This is a genomic window from Rhizobium sp. L1K21 (assembly GCF_024055895.1).
In the GTDB taxonomy this organism is placed as follows: Bacteria; Pseudomonadota; Alphaproteobacteria; order Rhizobiales; family Rhizobiaceae; genus Ensifer_A.
Genome location: NZ_JAMXLE010000001.1, coordinates 742,004 through 759,873 on the forward strand (window position 1 = coordinate 742,004; position 17,870 = coordinate 759,873).

Here is a 17,870-nt window from a genome sequence, read left to right on the forward strand (position 1 = left end):
AGTTACCAACATATCAGGCCGTGATGGCCGAACCGGCATTTGCCTCGGTTGCCTTTTTAAGGGCCAGCGTGGCAATGGCCGTGTCCTGCACGCCCGTGCCGGTGAGGTCGCAGATGGTAATATCGTTTTCGCTGACGCGGCCTGCCTTCTTGCCCGCAATGATATCGCCGATTTCAACGACATGTTCGGTGCCTTGAAGCGTCCCGGCCTCCAGCGCCGATCTCAATTCGCCCAGCAATTCGCATTGTGAAATGCGGTCGCAGATCACCTTGCTTGCCTCTGCGAAAAGCCCAGGCGCAATTTCGTTCTTGCCCTCCTGATCGGAGCCCATGGCGGTGATGTGCAGGCCGGGATGAAGCCCGGCTTCGGTGAGAATGGGGCTTGTGGCAGGTGTCGTCGTCACCACAAGCTGGCTTTGTGTGAGAAGGTGGATCGGGTCGTGGGTGGGTCGCGCCACAAGGCCGAGTTCTTCTGATATTTCACCTGCCAGCATGGTTGCCTTGGTAACATCACGGCCCCAGATCAGCACGTTTTCTGCCGGTCGGACAAGGAGTGCGGCCTCAAGCTGCAGACGCGCTTGGACGCCGGTGCCCATGATTCCGATTGTTTCTACATGTGCGGGTGCCAGGTGTTTGGCGGCGACCGCACCGGCTGCTGCGGTTCGGATATCGGTGAGATAGCCGTTGTCGAGAAAGATGGCCTCGACCAGGCCGGTCTTTGCCGAAAGCAGGATCATCAGGCCGTTGAGGCTTGGCAGGCCGAGGGCGGGATTGTTGAAGAAGCCGGGGCTCACCTTGATGGCAAAACCGTCGAAACCCGGCACATAGGCCGTTTTCACATCCACCTCTGCATTGATGTCGTGCAGGGCCATGGACAGGACCGGCGGCATGACAACCTTGCCGGTGGCGAGCGCTGCGAAGGCTGCCTCCACGCAATCGACGACTTCCATGTCGAGGCGGATCACCTTGCGCAGTTCGGTTTCCGTCAGAAGTCTGATGTCATGGGGCATAGGGCCGGCCTTTCAGATGATCGTTTCCAAGCGTGATATCTTCGCCTGCGATGATACGGGTGAAGTCGCCCATGTCGAGGTTGCGACCTGTTATAATTGTGCCGATAGGACCGTTTATTATTGGCAACTTGCCTGCCAGCAGTGCGGCAATGCCAACAACGGAGGCGCCTTCGGCAACCTGCGCTTCCTCATAATAAAGCGCTTGCTGCGCGTGGTAGATTTCATCTTCCGAGACGAGAATGATGTCGTCCAGAAGATCGCGGCACATGGTGAAGGTCAGTTGATTGTCGAGCCCGATACCGCCACCGAGCGAATCGGCAAGGCTTGCCACTTCCTCCACCTCCACGGGGCGGCCTGCCTGAACAGAGGCAAACATGGCTGCACCGCGCTCCATCGTAATGCCGATGACCTTGATCTTCGGGTTTATGGATTTTGCAGCCAGTGCAACACCTGCAGCCAGTCCGCCGCCCGACAGCGGGACGAGGATGGCAGCCATATCCGGCTGGTCTTCCAGCATTTCGAGGCCTATGGTTCCTTGTCCGGCAATGACGAGAGGGTGATCAAAGGGAGGGATCTCGTAGACGCCTTCGCTTTGGCTCAATCTGCGGCATTCTGCCAGTGCCTCGTCCTGGCTCCTGCCTTTGATATGTGCTTGCGCACCCAGCGCGATGATGCCGTCCACCTTGGCCTTTGGAACGAGCGATGACATGCAAATGGTGGCTTGCAGGCCGAGTGTGTGGGCGGCATGGGCAACAGCGCGGCCATGGTTTCCGGTTGAGCAGCAGGTCAGTTTGGTGGTTCCCTCAGGTGCGTTCAATGCGGCATTTGTGGCACCGCGCAGTTTGAACGCGCCTGTCGGCTGCATTGTTTCCATCTTCATGAAGAAAGGCGCGCCGGCTCTCTCGGAGAAATAGCGAGAGGGCAGAAGCGGCGCGCGTATCACCTTGCCGGAAATTGTCTTTCTGGCGGCCAGAATATCGGACATGGAAAGCGTCATGGCCACCTCGCATCGTTATTTGTGTACGACATGAATATTGAAGAGGAAATTTAGGGTCTCTACAAAGATAATTCTTGCATTTTTGAATGCTCTCGTAAACAGTTGTGTACAAATATATCCGTTGGAGGTTTTTTGAAATGCCTGGTGCCGATCTCCCTTTCAGCTCTGCCGAATATCAGCGACGCCTTGAACTTGTGCGCGCGGATATGTCCAGACGGGGCATTGATGTTCTGTTTATCGAAGATCCCTCCAATATGGCCTGGCTTACAGGTTATGACGGCTGGTCTTTCTATGTTCACCAGGGCGTCATTGTTTTTCATGACGAAGACCCGATCTGGTGGGGCAGGCGGCAGGATGCCAATGGCGCCAAGCGCACCGTGTGGATGGATGACAGCCGGGTTGAATTCTACGTGGACAACTACGTGCAATCGACCGAGCGTCACCCGATGCAGGTGCTCGCCTCCATTCTTTCCGGAAAGGGCTACGCGTCCAAGAAGATCGGCGTGGAACTCGAAAACTACTATTTTTCCGCCAAGGCCTATCTGACGCTGACCGAAACCCTGCCGAATGCGAAGTTCATTGATGCGACGGGTCTGGTGAACTGGCAGCGTGCCGTGAAGTCGGATGAGGAAATCGTCTTCATGCGCAAGGCGGCGCGGATTTCGGAAAAGATCATTGACGGCGTGTTCGAACGCTCCAAGCCGGGGGTCAGGAAAGCCGATCTGGTCGCGGAAATCTATGGCGACGCCATTCGCGGTCTTGACGATGCGTGGGGGGATTATCCCGCCATCGTGCCGCTTTTGCCGAGTGGGGCGGATGCCTCTGCGCCGCACCTGACGTGGGATGCGCGTTTCATGGAAGAGGGCGAGGCGACCTTCTTTGAAATCTCCGGCTGCTTCCGCCGTTACCATGCGCCTTTCTGCCGGACTGTCTTTCTCGGCAAGCCGCCGCAGTTTCTTCTAGATGCGGAAAAGGCGCTGGTTGAAGGGCTTGAGGCGGGGCTGGAAGCGGCAAAGGCCGGCAATATGGCCGGCGATATCTATCGTGCGCTGGCCAAGCCGCTGGAGGCCGCAGGCATTGAACGCGGCGCGCGAGCGGGCTACCCGATCGGTATTTCCTATCCGCCGGATTGGGGCGAGCGCACCATCTCCATCCGCGACGAGGATACGACCCTGCTGAAGCCGGGCATGACTTTCCACTTCATGCCGGGTCTGTGGATGGACGGCTGGGGACTGGAAATCACCGAAAGCATCCTCATCAAGGAAAGCGGTCCGGCTGAGTGTTTCTGCAACCGTCCGCGTGCGCTCTATGTGAAGGATTGAGCCGGTGTCGAACACGCTGTTTGATGAAACCGTCGCAATCCTGGAACGGTTGATTGCTTTCCCGACTGTTTCGTCGGACGGCAATCTGGCCTTGATCACCTATGCGGCCAAGGTTTTGAGTGACCTTGGCGCACGGCTGACCATTTCCAACGACATATCGGGGCAAAAGGCCAATCTTTTTGCCTCCATCGGGCCGGATGTGCCGGGCGGCATTGTGCTTTCCGGTCATACGGATGTCGTGCCTGTCGATCCGAGCGAGTGGACCAGTGATCCTTTTGAATTGCGGGAGGCGGACGGGCTTTATTACGGTCGTGGCACCTGCGACATGAAAGGTTTTATCGCCGCAGTGCTGGCCATCCTGCCGGACTATGCAAAGCTTGATCTTGCGCGCCCCGTGCATATCGCACTCACCTATGATGAAGAGGTGGGATGCCTGGGTGCGCGCCAGCTGGCCGACGAATTGCGTCAGGGCGATGTGAAGCCGTCTGTCTGCATTATCGGCGAACCGACCATGATGCGGGTTATTGAAGGGCACAAGGGTTGCTATGAATATACGACCTGTTTTCACGGCACGGACGGTCACGGTTCCGAACCCGACAAGGGTGTGAACGCCATCCATTATGCCGCCAAGTTTATGAACCGGCTTCTGGTTCTGGGCGAGGAACTGAAGAAGGCGCCGCATGCTGCGGGCAACCGTTTTTCGCCGCCATGGACCACGGTTCAGGTGGGGCGGATCGAAGGCGGCTCGGCGCGCAATGTGATTGCACGGCGCTGCGAAGTGGAATGGGAAATGCGGCCCGTTCGACCTGAGGATGGCGATTGGGTGAAGGCGGAGCTGGAGCAGTTTTGCCGCGAAGAGCTTCTGCCGGGCATGCAGGCGGTTTTCGAAGAGGCTGATATCACCACGGAAATCATCGGCGAGGTCGAAGGGCTGCAGGTGGCAGATCGCAATGAGGCGCGCGATATCGTGACGGCTTTGACCGGTGACAGGCTGTGCGATGTCGTGGCCTTCGGCACAGAAGCAGGTTTGTTTCAATCGCTTGGCATGTCGGTCGTGGTTTGCGGGCCGGGGTCGATTTCGCAGGCGCATCAGCCCGATGAATTCATTTCGGGCGAACAGTTGCAGGCCTGTCTTAATATGCTAGAGGGTTTGAAATCCTATCTGGTAAAGGCGGCATGACTGTTGAGGAAAAAGACGGCGCCATCGTTGGGCTGATTGCCACACTGGAACATGCCAGCAATGCGCAGGCGCGCTTCGAGATCATGTATTCCACCTTGCGGGACCGCATTTCCATGCTGGTCTATCATCCCGGCATGCGCTTGAGCGAGGAGGCGCTGGCGGCGGAATTCGGTGTCAGCCGTTCGCCCTTGCGCAAGGCGCTCAAGATTTTGGAAGCTGATGGGCTGTTGCGGTCCGCGCATGGCGTGGGCACCATCGTGACGGATGTCGATATCGACAAACTGGGCCAGGTCTATCAGTTGCGGATGGAGCTGAATGAGCTGGTGGGCAAGCTTATGCCGCGCACCCCAGACCGGGATGTGCAGAGCCTGTTCGAGACCATGCGGCGACGTGCTGAAGACCTACAGCGGGAGCCCAGTCTTGACGGCTTCGCGCGGCTCAATATCGACTTCTTTCATGCGTTTCAGTCTCTCACCGAAAATGAGCCACTGAAAGAAGTGTCCGAGAAGCTGTTCTATCAGACCTGCCGTATCTGGCTGACCCTTGTTCCGGCCGATAATCTCGCGAATGAGGTTGCTGTGTTCTGCAGTGAGGTGATCGGCATCGTCAATGCCGTGCGGATCGGTGATATAAAGGCGGCGGCACTTCTGCGCCGCGCGCACCTTTCCATGGGTTATACCCGCCTGCAGGATTATGCCCGAACGGGCGTCTGAGGTTTGTTCCGGCAAAAATTGTATACATTTTGCTTGACTGTCACGCCAAGTCAGGGTCATTTCGCGAGCGGAAAAACCAAGGTCGTTTTTGAGGAGGCGACTTTTCTGGTCTTGACTAGATTAGCGAGATCGCAAACGGGGCAGCGCCTCGGGAAACATTGGGAGCGAGCAGAAGAATGAAAAGTTATGTTTTGACCGTTAAATGCAAGTCCACCCGCGGCATTGTTGCTGCGATTTCGGGCTATCTTGCAGATAACGAATGCAACATTGTCGATAGCTCCCAGTTCGATGACCTGGATACCGGTATGTTCTTTACACGCGTTTCCTTCATCTCCGAGGGCGGTGTTTCGCTTGATGATCTATCGGCTGGCTTTGAGCCGATCGCCGAGAAATTCGGGATGGAGCAGCAGTTTTACGACAGCGCCGACCGGATGAAGGTTCTCCTGATGGTCTCCAATTTCGGCCACTGCCTGAACGATCTGCTCTATCGCTGGAAGATCGGGGCGCTGCCGATCGATATTGTGGGCGTCGTTTCCAACCACATGACCTATCAGAAGATTGTCGTGAACCACGATCTACCCTTCCACCACATCAAGGTGACGAAGGAAAACAAGCCGCAGGCCGAAGCGCAGCTGATGCAGATTGTGGAAGATTCCGGTGCCGAGCTGGTGGTTCTCGCCCGCTATATGCAGATCCTTTCGGATGCGCTTTGCAAGAAGATGTCAGGCCGGATCATCAACATTCACCACTCGTTCCTGCCCTCCTTCAAGGGCGCAAACCCTTATAAGCAGGCTTATGAGCGCGGTGTAAAGCTGATTGGCGCCACTGCGCATTATGTGACGGCTGATCTCGACGAAGGTCCGATCATTGAGCAGGACGTTGCCCGCATCACGCACGCGCAGTCGGCAGACGATTACGTATCGATTGGCCGTGATGTGGAAAGCCAGGTTCTGGCGCGCGCCATCCATGCGCATATCCATCACTCGACCTTCATCAACGGCAATCGCACGGTGGTGTTCCCGCCGAGCCCGGGCTCCTATAAGTCCGAGCGTATGGGCTGATTTGAGTTGGGCTCGATCTCTGGATCGGGCCCAATCCACTAAGGCTGGTATTAGTTGCCTGCTGTACGCTTGTAGTCGTCGTTGGCACTGCGCAATTCCTGCGGCGTGACAACACCGTCGATGTTTTTGTCGATTTTCTTGAATGCGTAATTGTAGAGGCCCATGAGCCGAATGGTCAGGGCCTTGGTTTCACCGTCTTCTGCCATCTTGTCGACAAATGCCTTGAACTCCTCGGCGGTCAGCGTGATCGATTTATCGAGGTCTGCCGCCACGAATGCGGCAATCTCGCTTTTCGTGGCTTTGACGGGTGACTTTATCTCTTCTGCGAAGGTGGCTGTAGCCGAGAGCGTTGCGAGCGATATCCAGAAGGCGTGATGAAGCAGGTTTGCGGGCATGTGACTGTTTGATTTCATGTTCTGGCTGCAAAATGCTGCCTGTCTGAATGCATTCTCGAGCAACTTTGATCCCCTCCCGAATCGCCGCGTGATCGTTCGATTTGAGGGATTGATAGCAAAGAATTGCGGCGGGAGATTGATCCCGTCACAAAAGCAACATGAAAATTGCGGGTGGCCTTAGTCCCGCTTGCCGTAACCGCCGCCGGTCGGGGTGATGATGGTGATGGATTCCCCGGCTTTCAGCAATGTGTGGGCGCAGCCGTCCAAAATCTCGGATTTTCCGGTGTTGCGGCGGACGAGATTTTGACCGCATTCGCCCGGCTCGCCGCCGTTCAGGCCAAAAGGTCTGATCTTTCGGTGGCCGGAAAGGATCGAGCAATCCATTTCCGCGCGGAAGCGGATGGTGCGGCTGGTGCCGTCGCCCGCATGCCACTTGCCCTTGCCACCGGACCCTTTGCGGATATGAAAATCCTCCAGCACAACGGGATAGCGCAATTCCAGGATTTCCGGGTCGGTGAGGCGCGAATTGGTCATATGCGTGTGAACGGCATCGGCCCCGCTGAAACCGGGCCCTGCGGGTGCGCCGGAGCAGATGGTCTCGTAATATTGGTAGGTGTCGTTGCCAAAGGTGAGATTGTTCATCGTCCCTTGGGCTGACGAGAGTGCACCCAATGCACCGAAAAGGCAGTTTGTGACGGCCTGGCTGACCTCCACATTGCCGGCCACCACGGCAGCCGGATATTGTGGCGACAGCATCGTGCCGTCCGGTACAACGATTTCGATGGGGCGCAGGCAGCCTGCATTCATGGGGATTGCGCCATCAACGATCATGCGGAAAACATAGAGAACGGCGGCGCGGGTCACCGGTTCTGGCGCATTGAAATTGTCGTTGCGCTGCGGTGATGTGCCGGTGAAATCCACCTTTGCCGAACGGGCGTTGCGATCAACCGTGATCCTGACGTGGATTTTGCAGCCCTGATCCATTTCATAGCTGAATTCGCAGTCCTGCAGCTTGCTCAAGGCGCGGCGAACACTTTCTTCGGCATTGTCCTGAACATGCCCCATATAGGCGCTGACCACATCGAGGCCGAAGCCGGAAATGGCCTTTTTCATTTCGGTCACGCCGCGGTTGTTGGCGGCAATCTGTGCTTTCAGGTCGGCGACGTTCTGGGTGACATTGCGGACCGGGTAACGTGCACCCGTCAACAGATCGCGCAGTTCGGTCTCGCGGAAGCGGCCTTTGTCGACAAGCTTGAAATTGTCGATATAAACGCCTTCTTCTTCGATGTTGCGCGCATCCGGTGACATGGAGCCGGGGGCAATGCCTCCGATATCGGCATGGTGTCCGCGTGAAGCGACCCAGAAGAGGATCTGGCTTTCGTCTTCAGCAAAAACGGGCGTGCAGACTGTGATATCGGGCAGGTGCGTGCCACCGTTATAAGGCGCGTTGATGGCGTAGACGTCGCCCGGCTTGATCTCGGCATTGTTGCGGATGATGGATTGCACCGAGCGATCCATGGAGCCGAGGTGCACGGGCATATGCGGTGCGTTCGCGACCAGATTTCCGTCCGTGTCGAAAACGGCGCAGGAAAAGTCCAGACGCTCCTTGATGTTGACCGAATAGGCAGTGTTTTGCAGCGTCAGCCCCATCTGTTCGGCAATTGACATGAAGAGATTGTTGAAAATCTCCAGCATCACCGGGTCGGCCTTTGTGCCTGCCGCATGGTGGGCGGGCAGTGCGACGACACGTTCGAGAACGATATTGTCTGCGGCTGTCAATTTGGCCTGCCAGCCGGGTTCGATCACCAGCGTCTGGTTGGCTTCGATCAGCAGTGCCGGACCGTTCATGATGTTGCCAGGGTTTAAGTCTTCGCGTCGATAGACAGGTGCATCCTGCCATGTGCCTTGGGAAAAGAAGCGCCTACGTACTGATGCCGCAGCTTCGCTTGCTGCCTTCTCGGTTTCGTTTCTCGTACTGTCCTGACTGGCGCCGCCCACCGCTTCGACGGCAACCGCCTCCACGACAAGTGTCTTGCTTTCATCGATGAAGCCGAAACGGGCAGCATGGGCAGCCTCAAACTCGGCCTTCATTTTGTCCGCTGAGGTGCCTGAAATGGCTTCGGCGTGATTGTCGGTTGCCGGCATCGTGCAGACGGCAATTTCCAGTGTCGTGTCGGTGCCAGCATAGCGAACGAGTGCGTTGACGTTGATCTCGACCCGTTCGGCGGTCAGCCCCTGGATTGCCAGCTCATCAACAACCTCGTTGCAGAGTGGGGTCGCTGCAGTGGCGATGGCGGCAATTGCCTCCTTCAGATCTTTCTCGATTGCGCCCTGTCGCAAGGCGCGGACGTCGGCGAGGCCCATTCCATAGGCGGACAAGAGGCCCGAGAAGGGGTGAATGAGTACTTTTTTCATGCCGAGCGCGTCGGCAACAAGGCAGGCATGCTGGCCGCTTGCACCACCAAAGGCGTTGAGTGCGTAGCGGGTGACATCATAACCGCGCGCGACCGAGATTTTCTTCACGGCTTCGGCCATATTGGCGACGGCAATCTTCAGGAAGCCTTCGGCCACCTCTTCGGCGCTGCGGCCGTCGCCGATCTTGGCGGCGAGATCGGTAAAGGCCAAGCGCACGGCCTCAACATCAAGCCGCTCGTTCTGATCGGGACCGAAAATGGCCGGGAAAAGATCCGGGTTCAGCTTGCCGGTCATGACGTTTGCATCTGTGACGGTCAGCGGGCCGCCGCGGCGATAACATTTGGGGCCGGGATTGGCGCCGGCGGAATCGGGGCCAACTGTAAAGCGGGCGCCATCGAAGTGCAGAATGGAGCCGCCGCCGGCGGCGACCGTGTGGATCTGCATCATGGGTGCACGGATGCGCACACCCGCCACTTCCGTCTCAAAGGCGCGTTCATAGTCGCCGGCGTAATGGGCAACGTCGGTGGATGTGCCGCCCATATCGAAGCCGATGACATTCGGGAAACCGGCAGCAAGGCCGGTTTGTGCCAGGGCAACAACGCCGCCAGCGGGGCCTGACAGAATGGCATCCTTGCCTTGAAAGAGATTGGCGGCGGTAAGACCGCCCGAGGACATCATGAAGAGAAGGCGAATGCCGGTGCGCTCCAGGTCCAGTTCTTCGGCAACTTGAGCCACGTATCGGCTGAGAATGGGAGAGAGGTAAGCGTCCACCACGGTGGTATCGCCCCGCCCGACGAATTTCACGAGTGGCGAAATTTCGTGGCTGACGGAAATCTGAGAAAAGCCCATCTGGCGAGCCATATCGGCAACGCGGGTTTCGTGATCGGGATAGCGGTAGGCGTGCATGAAGACGATGGAAATGGCATCATAACCCTCTGCCTTCAGTGCTTCGAGTGATTGCCGGACCTCTTGCTCATCAAGTGGCATTTCGACCGTTCCATCGGTCAGAACGCGTTCGTCCAGTTCGACCAACTTGTCGTAGAGCGCCTCGGGCTTTTGGATGTTGCGGGCGAAAATATCCGGGCGGGCCTGATAGCCAATGGCAAGTGCGTCGCGGAAGCCGCGTGTGGTGATGAGCGCGACGCGTGCGCCCTTTCGTTCAAGAAGTGCATTTGTGGCAACGGTGGTTCCCATGCGCACCTCGTTGACGAGGTCGGCGGGAACAGGTTGACCGTTTGCCAGTCCCAAAAGGCCGCGAATACCGGCAACGGCAGCATCGCGATAAGCTTCGGGATTTTCCGACAGCATCTTGCGGGCATGGAGATGTCCTTCAGGGTCGCGGCCGATAATGTCGGTGAATGTGCCGCCACGGTCGATCCAGAAGTCCCATTTCTTTTCCATTGAGGTTTTCTCCGGTCGCTCGTTAAATACAATTTATCGATAAATTATTGACAAAGTGTCGTCAAGTTGAGATCAGTGATGTCTGAAACGAATTCATGTTCGGGAGTAGCGCGGTGATGGAAAGCGATGAAGGCGGCGATAAGGTTGCAATTGGGCCAATCGTGTCATCTGGACATCTTGCCAGCGGGTCGCTGCCTGCGCTTTCGGAGGTCGAATTTGGTCTGATCATGCTGGGTCACGCCTTCAATCGCTGGATGGTGCGCGGAATGGCGGCTGCGGGTGTTCCCGATCTTTCGCCGCTCGATGTCCTTGTTCTTCATAACATCAACCACCGCGGCAAGGGTAAGACGCTGGCCGACATCTGTCTGGTTCTCAATATCGAGGACACGCATACAGTTGCCTACTCGCTCAAGAAGCTGGAGCGTTTGAAGCTGATTCAAAGTGCGAAACGAGGCAAGGAGAAGCTGGTTGCGGTAACAGGCAAGGGGCAGAATGTCTGCGCGCGCTATGCGGCCATTCGCGAGGAGTTGCTGGTGAAGTCGGTTCTGGCGACAGAGGTTTCGCCGGAAGCGCTTTCGCAGATTGCCACGCGCATGCGGGCTCTTTCCGGGCATTATGATCAGGCCACGCGGGCAGCGGCATCGCTTTAGCGCATTGTAAATACATGTGGAATTGCGTTCGAATGTCTGCACAAAATTTGTTCATATGATTTTTCGTTTAAAACTTGTGCAGTTTCCTCTTCTGCTATATAAGCTCTTCCTAGTCCGCAACGACGCGGCATGACTATCTTAAAAAATGGCCGAAAAGGCCGGGCAGCAACGGCGCTGTGTGAATGCAACCTGATCGTGTTGCATTCATGCGGCGCCGTTTTCGTTTTTAGCGATCACGCCCAAAGACAATTGAGGAAACACATAAACGGCCGTTCGCGGTCGCCAAGGAGCGAGAATTTCACCTGTTTCTAATGTGCCTTACAAGGGGGAACCAACATGGCATATCTAGCACCATCTGAATTCGTTCCGAAAATGATCGATGCAGGCGAGTCCAAAATCTTCATGTCTACGAAGGACACGCTGATCAGGGCCTATATGGCCGGGGCAATCCTTGCTCTGGCGGCCGCATTTGCGGTGACCATCACAGTCAATACGGGGCAGCCTCTTGTGGGTGCGCTTCTCTTTCCGGTTGGCTTCTGTACGCTTTATCTTCTCGGCTTCGACCTGTTGACCGGCGTTTTCACGCTGGCGCCGCTCGCTGTCTTTGCCAAGCGCCCGGGCTGCACCTGGGGTGGGGTCATGCGCAACTGGGGGCTCGTATTTATCGGCAACTTTGCCGGCGCGCTCACCGTTGCGCTGTTCATGGCCATTATCTTCACCATGGGCTTTACGCAGGCACCCAATGCGGTGGGCGAAAAGATCGGCCATATCGGTGAAGGGCGCACGCTTGGTTATGCTGCGGCAGGTGCGGGCGGTATGCTGACGCTCTTCATTCGCGCTGTCATGTGCAACTGGATGGTGTCGACCGGCGTTGTCGCGGCGATGATGTCGACTTCCGTTCCGGGTAAGGTCATTGCCATGTGGATGCCGATCCTGATCTTCTTCTACATGGGCTTCGAGCACTCCATCGTGAACATGTTCCTCTTCCCGTCGGGCATCATTCTGGGCGGCCAGTTCACCTGGGGTGACTATTTCCTCTACAACGAAATCCCGACCGTTATCGGCAACCTTGTTGGTGGCCTGACCTTTGTCGGTCTGACGCTCTATGCCACCCACTACAAGACGTCTCCGAAGCGCGGCCCTGCCGTCAGCGCGAAGGTTGCTCCCGCCGAATAAACGCGGCGCATTTCTCCGCCCCTCACCGTTGGGGCGGAGGCTTTCAGGGGGTGAGGTGTTTCATGGGTGCCGGTCTTGCCGTTTCCATCGGCCAGTTTTCCGACAAGGGCGTGAAGGCGATCAATCAGGATTTCCACGGTGCGCTTGTTCCGCAAGAGCCGGAGCGCTCCATGAAAGGCATTGCGGTTGCGATTGCTGACGGTATTTCATCCAGCGCAGTCAGCCACATCGCCGCAGAAACCGCAGTCAAAAGCTTTCTCACCGACTATTACTGCACCTCTGAAGCCTGGACGGTGAAGCTTGCCGCCGAGCGTGTGATTTCCGCCACCAATGCTTGGCTCTATTCCCAAAGCCGGCAGAGCCAGCATGCCCACGACCAGGACAAGGGCTATGTGACGACCTTCACTGTCGTGGTGTTCAAGGCGGCGTCGGCGCATATTTTTCACATTGGCGATACACGGGTCTACAGGGTTTCCGGGCGCTCGCTGGAGCAGTTGACGGTCGATCACCGGACGGTCGTTTCTTCCTCGCAGGCCTATCTCGCCCGCGCCATGGGTGTGAACCCCGATGTGGAGATCGATTGCCGGGTGGAACGGCTTGTTCCCGGCGATGTCTATATTCTGGCAAGCGATGGGGTCTATGAATTCGTTGACGGCAAGCTGATCGCCGATGCGGTCGCGGCCAATGACAACAATCTCGATGCTGCTGCCGAGCGGATCGTGGAGGCCGCACTTGCCAATGGCAGCAGCGATAATCTGACGGTGCAGGTGGTTCGGCTCGACCACGTTCCAGCCTCGGGTGACGCCGCTGATCTGGCAAGCGAGGCCGTGCGCCTTCCCTTGCCGCCGGTGCTTGCACCGCGTGCAGATTTTGACGGATACACAATCCTGCGCTCGCTTTATGCATCGTCGCGTAGCCATGTCTATCTGGCAGAAGACCGGGAAAGCGGCGCGCGCGTCGTGATCAAAGTGCCATCCATCGATATGGTCTCCGATGAGGGCCATATGCGGCGCTTCATGATGGAAGACTGGATCGCCCGGCGCATCAATTCGGCCCATGTGCTGAAGGCCTATGCGCGGACAAGGCCACCCAACTACCTCTACACGGTCACTGAATTCATTGAGGGTCGGTCGCTGACACAGTGGATGATCGACAATCCTCGCCCCACACTTGATCAGGTGCGCGATATCACCGCGCAAATTATCAAAGGCTTGCGCGCTTTCCACCGTATGGAAATGGTGCATCAGGATTTGCGGCCTGAGAACATCCTCATCGACAATGCAAGCACGGTGAAAATCATCGATTTCGGCTCCACGCGTGTGGCCGGTGTCGTGGAAGCCAATCCGCTCGGTGACGATGGCGATATTCTCGGCACGCTGCAGTTTACCGCGCCTGAACATTTCTACGGAGAGACGGGCACAGAGCGGGCGGACTTCTTTTCGCTCGGCGTCATCGTTTATCACATGCTCACCGGCAAGCTGCCCTATGGCGCATCGGTGTCGAAGATCAGGACACGGCAGCAGGCGCGCAAGCTGCGCTATCATTCAGCCAGTCTTTATAATGAAAGCGTTCCGGACTGGATCGACGGGGCCTTGAAGCGCGCGGTGCATCCCGATCCATGGAAGCGTTATCAGGCGCTTTCCGAATTCGAGTTCGACCTGAAAAATCCCAATCCCGCTTTTCTGGGGCAGGGTGCCCAGGTTTCTTTCGTCGAGCGCCATCCGCTGATTGTCTGGCAAATGCTGACGCTTTTCTTTGCGGCACTCAGTTTTGCGCTCGCTCTTCGTCTTTATTCCTGAAAACACAACCCTGAAAGGACAGGCCATGAACAAGTTGGACGTCACCGAAATGATTTTTGAGCGCAAGCGCGCAACCGGCATGAAGTGGTCTGAAATTGCCGATGCGATCGGCATGTCGGAGGTCTTTACCACATCGGCGTGTCTCGGCATGAACTCGCTGCCACGCGACAAGGCCGATACGCTGGTCAAGACACTCGGCCTGCCGCAGGAGGCTGCCGTGGTGCTGGCCGAATATCCCAACAAGGTCTTTTCGCAGACCGTGCCGACCGATCCGCTGATCTACCGCTTCTACGAAATCATCGGCGTCTACGGCCAAACGCTCAAAGAACTCATCCACGAAAAAGGCGGCGACGGCATCATGTCCGCCATCGATTTCGACATGAGCGTCGACAAGGTGCCCTACGAAAAAGGCGACCGCATCGTGGTGACGATGAGCGGGAAGTTTTTGTCTTATAATCAGTGGTAAGATTGCTTTGACGGGGCAAGCAACGCTTGCCCTAATCTATTGCATCTTGAATTTGTTTCTCAGGCCGAGAAGCAAGAGAAAGAGCAAAACGATGCCGATAAGCTGCTGAAAAAAGGCGACAAAGTCGATGATTTCGTATGCTGCAGGGCTTTGTTCGTAGACGCGGTCGAGTGCGGCTTGGAACCAGGATTTGTAGTTTTCGTCTGTTGGCTCGGGTGCAAATCGGAACAGTGTGTTGACGAAAGGGAATGTATTGCGAAGCGAGTAGTAAAAAGCAAAGCTTGGTGAGTTTCCCAGCGGCAGGGCTGAAAGCAGGATAAAAGAATAAACAAGACTGAAACCAAATAGAGATATTCCAAAGCCGCATATCGGGCGCTTGATGCTTTGTCCATAAAAGCTCAGAACCGCATAAATGGAATCGATTGCAAGTTCAAAACGGTCTGTTTTTTCGATTCCACGTTTCGCAGCCATCTCGCGAGCGAAAAAATAGCCATCCCGCTCGTGGTCGCTTGCGGCAATCGCCATTGCTTTAAGCTTCCGATACTTCGCAACATCGTCATCGTTTGCCGCAAGGCTAATTATCCCATGCCTTTCCATTGCCGGGAGCGGCACTTGCATACCTGCGACTTCGGGAGGTCGTTCAAATTTTGCATCGCGAAAATCTGGAATCTTTTCGAATTCGCACTGGTGGAAAATGGCGCTTCCGCCTACTGAAAGACGACGGAAGCTTGTGTTTCTCGGGAAGCTTCCAGAGACAACGAAGTTGCCAAGGCAACTTAGATCCGTGAAATCAACTTCTGTCGATATAAGGTTCAATGGGGTAAATGCCATACCCCCGGTATCTAGCTTAACGCCGCTGAAATTCAGCCAACAATGTTCAAAGCTTGCTGTTCGAAAATCAATTTCCTGCTTTCCAAATGTCGAATTGCAGAAGTTGATTCTGCTGAATTCCTCACTCGGAGACGTGAAGGAAGCGCCACCAAAGACGACTCTTGAATCGAAAAAATTGGTGCTGTCGAAGCCCAAGAGTTCTGTAACGAATTTTGCGTTCTGGAATATGAGTGCGCCGCAGTCGAAGTGTGCAAAATCAAAACAAATGTCGCAATCCTCGAACTCTGCAGAATCAAAGAATACATCTCCATTCGCGAATTGCGCGTTCTCAAATGCGATATTGCCTCCAGTGGCACGCATTCTGTCAAACGAGACGTCCCCACCGCGAAATGAGGCTTCGGAGAAGTTGACTTCATTATCGGCAAAAACTGTATCAATGAATGATACACTGCATGGGAAAGTGTAGCCTCTTAAATCAATAGTCCGGTCTGCGTTCTTGCCAAAGTCGAATCCATCAAACCTGATGCAATATGTTCGGGCATGACTCGCGATTCTCTTCCATCGTTTGACTTCATCAGGTACGCGGAATTCCGCGCCGATTATGTGCCTTATGAAACGCTCAACCTTATTGTCCCAATGCCCCCTTTTCCCCAGCAACAGCTTTGCGTTTCTTTCGACAATCGCTTTTTGCTCGACACTTAGTTCTTTCCCTTCCCAAGGCTCGGGCCATTTTCCTGCAGGGCCTTCGATTAGCCAATCTTCGAATTCTGACGCCGGATTGTCGTTCATTCTTCCGCCACGGATTTACCAGTTCAATGTCAGTAGAAGGCGCTTTGAGCAATATATCAATAGGTACACAGGTGTAGCGCACCAGCATTCCCTCAAATCTAACACAACCTATTAACGAAATTTTTTCCTTCTCTGTCAGCCCGATCTTAACAGGCTTGCGGTACATCTTTGCCTTAGTTTGCCAGCGCGTTGTAGCGGAACGGCACAGAATGATTGGCTAGGAGATGAAAAATGAAGGAACAAATCAGGGACCTGTTGTCCAAACATGGTACACTTCCGGTTGCTGTCAGTGACATTGCTGACGATGCCGATCTCTATGCGGCGGGGCTTTCCTCCTTCGCGTCCGTTCAGCTGATGCTGGGCCTGGAAGAAGCATTCGACATCGAATTCCCGGATCACCTTTTGAATCGCAAGTCGTTCTCCTCCATTCAGGCCATTGAAGATACGCTGAAGGTTATCCTTGAAGAGGAGGCCGCATAAATGAACGTTCTGGCTGAAGTTCAGGGCAAAAGCCTGGTTGAACGTGCGCGCCAAGCCGCCGCCGTTGCCGGTCAGTTTGCCGATGACGTCGACAGGGAAGGGCGCTTTCCCCATGAAGCCGTTGCGGCCATGAAGGAAGCGCGTCTTCTCGGCATTCAGGTGCCTGTGCATCTGGGTGGCGAAGGTGCATCGATTGCCGATATCGCGGAAATTTCCTCGATCATCAGCCAGGAATGCGCATCGTCTTCGATGATTTTTGCCATGCACCACATCAAGCTTTCGAGCGAAGTGGAGCACGGTATTGGCGATGCGTGGCATGAAGGTTTCATGCGCCGCGTGGCCGACGAACAGCTTTTGATTGCCTCTTCCACAACGGAAGCCGGCATCGGCGGCAACCTGCGCAATTCCATCTGTGGCATCGAGGTTGAAGGTGATATCTGCCGCCTGACCAAGGAAGCGACTGTGATTTCCTACGGGGAGCAGGCTGACGCTATCCTCATCACCTCCCGTGCACATCCTGATGCGGCCATGACCGATCAGGTGATGACCGTGTTCCTGAAGGGCCAGTATACGCTGGAAAAAACCCATGACTGGGACACAATGGGCATGCGCGGCACGCGCTCTGAAGGTTTTCTGTTCAAGGGCGAAGCGCCGAAGGAACAGATCCTGCCGCAGCCATTTGCCGAAATTGCTGCTGAATCGATGCTCGCTGTCTGCCACATCCTGTGGTCCGGTGTCTGGTATGGCATTGCCGTCAATGCGGTTGCCCGTGCACAGGATTTTGTGCGCAAGGCTGCCAAGGCAAATCCCGGCTCCATGCCGCCTGGTGCGCTACGCCTGGCAGAGGTGTCCAGCAAGCTTCAGCTGATCAAGTCGAATGTGATCGCTGGCCTGCAGAAATATGACGAGGCCAAGGCCAATCCGGCGAGCCTGACTTCGATGGGCTTTCTGGTGGCGATGAACAACATCAAGCTCGCTTCCTCGCAGGGCGTGCTCGACGTGATCAACCACTGCATGCTGATTGCCGGTATTGCGGCCTATAAGAACAACACGCCTTATAGCCTGAGCCGTCACCTTCGTGACGCGCATTCCGCGCAGATCATGATTTCCAACGACCGCATTTTGAGCAACACGTCGAACCTGTTGCTCGCACATAAGCAGAATACAAGCCTGCTGGGCTGAGGAG

The 17,870-nt window shown here is 55.9% G+C and carries 15 protein-coding genes; 10 read left to right on the forward strand and 5 right to left on the reverse strand.

All coding sequences use genetic code 11. The features are described from left to right. Positions 1 to 13: 13 nt before the first annotated feature. Entirely contained in the window at positions 14 to 1,009 is a 996-nt protein-coding gene (locus NHF56_RS03520; protein ID WP_252801598.1) for a cyclodeaminase, read from the reverse strand. Next, positions 999 to 2,006: a hydroxyectoine utilization dehydratase EutB gene (gene eutB / locus NHF56_RS03525; protein ID WP_252801601.1), complete on the reverse strand. Its 1,008-nt coding sequence runs from the start codon at positions 2,004 to 2,006 to the stop codon at positions 999 to 1,001. Before eutB ends, NHF56_RS03520 begins: the two co-directional genes overlap by 11 nt. A 137-nt stretch (positions 2,007 to 2,143) precedes the next feature. On the opposite strand from eutB, the gene doeA reads away from it, so the two are divergent. From doeA to purU, 4 genes are all read left to right on the forward strand, one after another. After that, the gene (doeA, locus tag NHF56_RS03530) at positions 2,144 to 3,328 is read left to right on the forward strand and encodes an ectoine hydrolase DoeA (protein ID WP_252801603.1); all 1,185 of its coding nucleotides are present in this window, start codon (positions 2,144 to 2,146) and stop codon (positions 3,326 to 3,328) included. A 4-nt stretch (positions 3,329 to 3,332) separates the two neighbouring features. Continuing rightward, positions 3,333 to 4,508: an acetylornithine deacetylase gene (gene argE / locus NHF56_RS03535; RefSeq protein WP_252801606.1), complete on the forward strand. Its 1,176-nt coding sequence runs from the start codon at positions 3,333 to 3,335 to the stop codon at positions 4,506 to 4,508. Next, positions 4,505 to 5,221: a GntR family transcriptional regulator gene (locus tag NHF56_RS03540; protein WP_252801608.1), complete on the forward strand. Its 717-nt coding sequence runs from the start codon at positions 4,505 to 4,507 to the stop codon at positions 5,219 to 5,221. Before argE ends, NHF56_RS03540 begins: the two co-directional genes overlap by 4 nt. Positions 5,222 to 5,397: 176 nt before the next feature. Beyond that, positions 5,398 to 6,282, forward strand: coding sequence for a formyltetrahydrofolate deformylase (gene purU / locus NHF56_RS03545; protein WP_252801610.1), 885 nt, complete (start codon positions 5,398 to 5,400; stop codon positions 6,280 to 6,282). Positions 6,283 to 6,332: 50 nt separating this feature from the next. Here purU and NHF56_RS03550 read toward each other — a convergent pair whose 3' ends face one another. After that, positions 6,333 to 6,695, reverse strand: coding sequence for a hypothetical protein (locus tag NHF56_RS03550; protein ID WP_252801613.1), 363 nt, complete (start codon positions 6,693 to 6,695; stop codon positions 6,333 to 6,335). A 159-nt stretch (positions 6,696 to 6,854) separates the two neighbouring features. Beyond that, positions 6,855 to 10,493, reverse strand: a complete 3,639-nt coding sequence (locus tag NHF56_RS03555) for a hydantoinase B/oxoprolinase family protein (RefSeq protein ID WP_252801614.1) — start codon at positions 10,491 to 10,493, stop codon at positions 6,855 to 6,857. Between the two features lie 95 nt (positions 10,494 to 10,588). Here NHF56_RS03555 and NHF56_RS03560 point away from each other — a divergent pair, with 95 nt between their 5' ends. The 4 genes from NHF56_RS03560 (at position 10,589) to cynS (ending at position 14,584) form a co-directional block, all read left to right on the forward strand. After that, a complete protein-coding gene (locus NHF56_RS03560; protein WP_252801616.1) occupies positions 10,589 to 11,143 on the forward strand; it encodes a winged helix DNA-binding protein in 555 nt (184 codons plus the stop codon). A 336-nt stretch (positions 11,144 to 11,479) separates the two neighbouring features. After that, positions 11,480 to 12,319 (forward strand): formate/nitrite transporter family protein, encoded by an 840-nt coding sequence (locus NHF56_RS03565; RefSeq protein WP_252801619.1) that lies wholly within the window; start codon positions 11,480 to 11,482, stop codon positions 12,317 to 12,319. A 62-nt stretch (positions 12,320 to 12,381) separates the two neighbouring features. Further along, a complete protein-coding gene (locus tag NHF56_RS03570) occupies positions 12,382 to 14,118 on the forward strand; it encodes a bifunctional protein-serine/threonine kinase/phosphatase (protein ID WP_252801621.1) in 1,737 nt (578 codons plus the stop codon). Positions 14,119 to 14,143: 25 nt separating this feature from the next. Next, entirely contained in the window at positions 14,144 to 14,584 is a 441-nt protein-coding gene (gene cynS / locus NHF56_RS03575) for a cyanase (protein WP_252801623.1), read from the forward strand. A 36-nt stretch (positions 14,585 to 14,620) separates the two neighbouring features. On the opposite strand, the gene NHF56_RS03580 is transcribed toward cynS, so the two are convergent. Beyond that, positions 14,621 to 16,204: a hypothetical protein gene (locus NHF56_RS03580; protein WP_252801625.1), complete on the reverse strand. Its 1,584-nt coding sequence runs from the start codon at positions 16,202 to 16,204 to the stop codon at positions 14,621 to 14,623. A gap of 231 nt (positions 16,205 to 16,435) precedes the next feature. Between NHF56_RS03580 and NHF56_RS03585 the strand changes: the two genes are divergently transcribed. Both NHF56_RS03585 and NHF56_RS03590 read left to right on the forward strand, forming a co-directional pair. Then, complete coding sequence (locus NHF56_RS03585) at positions 16,436 to 16,684, forward strand: acyl carrier protein (RefSeq protein WP_252801627.1); 249 nt, start codon at positions 16,436 to 16,438, stop codon at positions 16,682 to 16,684. Next, positions 16,685 to 17,866, forward strand: a complete 1,182-nt coding sequence (locus NHF56_RS03590) for an acyl-CoA dehydrogenase family protein (protein WP_252801629.1) — start codon at positions 16,685 to 16,687, stop codon at positions 17,864 to 17,866. It abuts the gene before it with no gap. The last annotated feature ends 4 nt before the right edge of the window (positions 17,867 to 17,870 follow it).